Source organism: Promicromonospora kroppenstedtii DSM 19349 (assembly GCF_000515355.1).
In the GTDB taxonomy this organism is placed as follows: Bacteria; Actinomycetota; Actinomycetes; order Actinomycetales; family Cellulomonadaceae; genus Promicromonospora; species Promicromonospora kroppenstedtii.
The window spans coordinates 156794-158879 of sequence record NZ_KI911656.1 but is presented as its reverse complement, the minus strand read 5'-3'; the positions used below and the strand labels follow the sequence as shown (position 1 = coordinate 158879).

Sequence of the window (2086 nt, the reverse complement as noted above, 5' to 3'; positions counted from 1 at the left end):
CGCCGCACCTCGACGAGCCCGTCGCGGCGCAGGGCGTCGAGCACCCGGCTCGCCGTGGCCATGGCGACGCCGTGCTCGGCGACGATGCGGCGCGTGGACGGCACCGGGGTGCCGGGGGCGAGCTCGCCCGACCGGATGCTGGCGCGGATCTCGTCGGCGATGCGCTCGGACGTGCTGGTCATCTGCGGCTCCCTGTACTCGCGCTGTACTAGTGCACCCGGGCGGCCTCTCGCTGGCGTGCGACCCGCTGACCTGGGCGTTCGCCAAGTGCACTACCTGGTGCACTACCGCTTCCTTTACCCAGCATAGGACGGTTCGTACGGTGTACGAAGCCGCTCGCCGAACCCGGCGGGCCCAGCCTTCGAACAGGGAGCAGCCATGACCCACGTCCTCGTCTCCGGCGCCAGCGTCGCCGGCCCCGCCCTCGCCTTCTGGCTCCGCCGCTACGGCTTCGACGTCACCGTGGTCGAGCGTGCCCCCGGGCCCCGCCCGGGCGGCCAGGGCATCGACGTGCGGGGCGCCGCCCGCGCCGTGCTGGACCGCATGGGCATCACCGAGCAGGTCCGCGCCGCCCACACGGGCGTGAAGGGCATCGCCTACCTCGACGCCGCCGGTCGGCGCACCATGGAGCTGCCCGCCGAGATGTTCGGCCACTCGGGCGGCGTGATCGCGGACATCGAGATCCTGCGCGGCGACCTCATGCGGATCATCATGGACGCCGCCGACGGCGTCGAGTACCTCTTCGACGACAGCGTCACCGCGCTCGACCAGCGGCCCGACGGCGTCGACGTCACCTTCGAGCGGTCCGCCCCGCGCCGGTTCGACCTCGTGGTGGGCGCGGACGGTGTCTTCTCCACCACGCGCCGTCTGGCCTTCGACGGCGCCTGGCGGGCCGTCGACTCCGGGTACCACCGCGCGGTGTTCACCGCCGAGCCCGCGGGCGGCGCCGACACCTGGGGGCTGGACGGCTGGGAGCTGCTGTACTCGATGCCGGCCGGCAACGGCGTCGGTGGGCGCAACGTGCTCCTGTACCCGGCGCACGGGGGCGCCCGCGGCATGGTGCACTTCGCGGGGGACCCGCTCGAGTACGACCGGCGCGACGTCGCCGGGCAGAAGCGTCTGGTCGCCGGCGTGCTGGCGGGGGAGGGCTGGGAGGTGCCGCGCCTGCTGGCGGCGATGGAGCGCGCCGACGACTTCTACTTCGACCGGCACGTGAGGATCGAGATACCCTCGTGGCACCGCGGGCGCGTCGCGCTCCTGGGCGACGCGTGCACCGCCGGGTCCGTCGGCATGGGCACCTCGCTCGCCCTGGTGGGCGCGTACGTGCTGGCGGGCGAGCTCGCACGGGCGGGCGGCGACCCCGCCGTCGCGTTCCCCGCCTACGAGGCGCTGGTCCGGCCGTACGCCGCCGTCAACATGAAGCAGCTCCCGGGCGGCGCGCGGGGGTTCCTGCCGCCCACGCGGCTCGAGATCAAGGCCCGCACGGCGGTCATGGGTGCGCTGCTGAGGACGCCGCTGGCGAGCATGATGATGGGCGGCATCGACAAGGCGGTGGACCAGATCGCCCTCCCGGACTACGCGGCCCTCGCGGTCGGCCGCTAGCCGCGTGGTTGACCACAGCAGCTGCTGCCGGAGGAAGCCCAGTTCTGGCAGCAACCGCTGTGGTCAACCTTGACCGAATCGGTGATCAAGTGATTTAGTCACTTCCATGACTCAAGGTAGAGCCTCCTTCTCCGAGCAGCTCGCGGACGACATCGTCCAGCTGATCCGCTCCGAGAGCCTCGGCCCCGGCGACGTGCTGGAGTCCTCCCGCGACCTGGCCAAGCGCTTCGCCGTCACGACGCCCACCGTCCGGGAGGCGCTGCGGCGGCTGGAGGCCACCGGCGTGGTCGAGCTGCGGCACGGCTCCGGCACCTATATCGGCCCGGGCATCGAACGGTCCGTGCTGGCCAACCCGCACCGGCCACACATCACGCGCTCCTCGGTGATCGAGCTCGTCCAGGCCCGCCTGGTGATCGAGCCCGGCATCGCCGCGCTCGCCGCGAGCGCCCGCGACGCCGCCGCCCTGCAGCGGCTGGAGGCCGCG

3 protein-coding genes are annotated in these 2086 nt (G+C 73.1%); 2 read left to right on the top strand and 1 reads right to left on the bottom strand.

Features of this window, described 5'->3' with window-relative positions:
- Nucleotides 1-182, bottom strand: a 182-nt coding sequence (locus PROKR_RS11520; RefSeq protein WP_036963196.1) for a GntR family transcriptional regulator, incomplete at its 3' end; no start/stop codon positions are given.
- Nucleotides 183-378: 196 nt separating this feature from the next.
- Between PROKR_RS11520 and PROKR_RS11515 the strand changes: the two genes are divergently transcribed.
- A complete protein-coding gene (locus tag PROKR_RS11515) occupies nt 379-1602 on the top strand; it encodes an FAD-dependent monooxygenase (RefSeq protein WP_036963194.1) in 1224 nt (407 codons plus the stop codon).
- A gap of 106 nt (nt 1603-1708) precedes the next feature.
- Nucleotides 1709-2086: FadR/GntR family transcriptional regulator (locus PROKR_RS11510; protein ID WP_036963193.1), on the top strand; the 378-nt coding region annotated here is incomplete at its 3' end.

What these genes read in the sequence shown, in the direction of transcription:
- PROKR_RS11515 (WP_036963194.1), top strand. Translation starts at nt 379, where the DNA reads ATGACCCACGTCCTCGTCTCCGGCGCCAGCGTCGCCGGCCCCGCCCTC.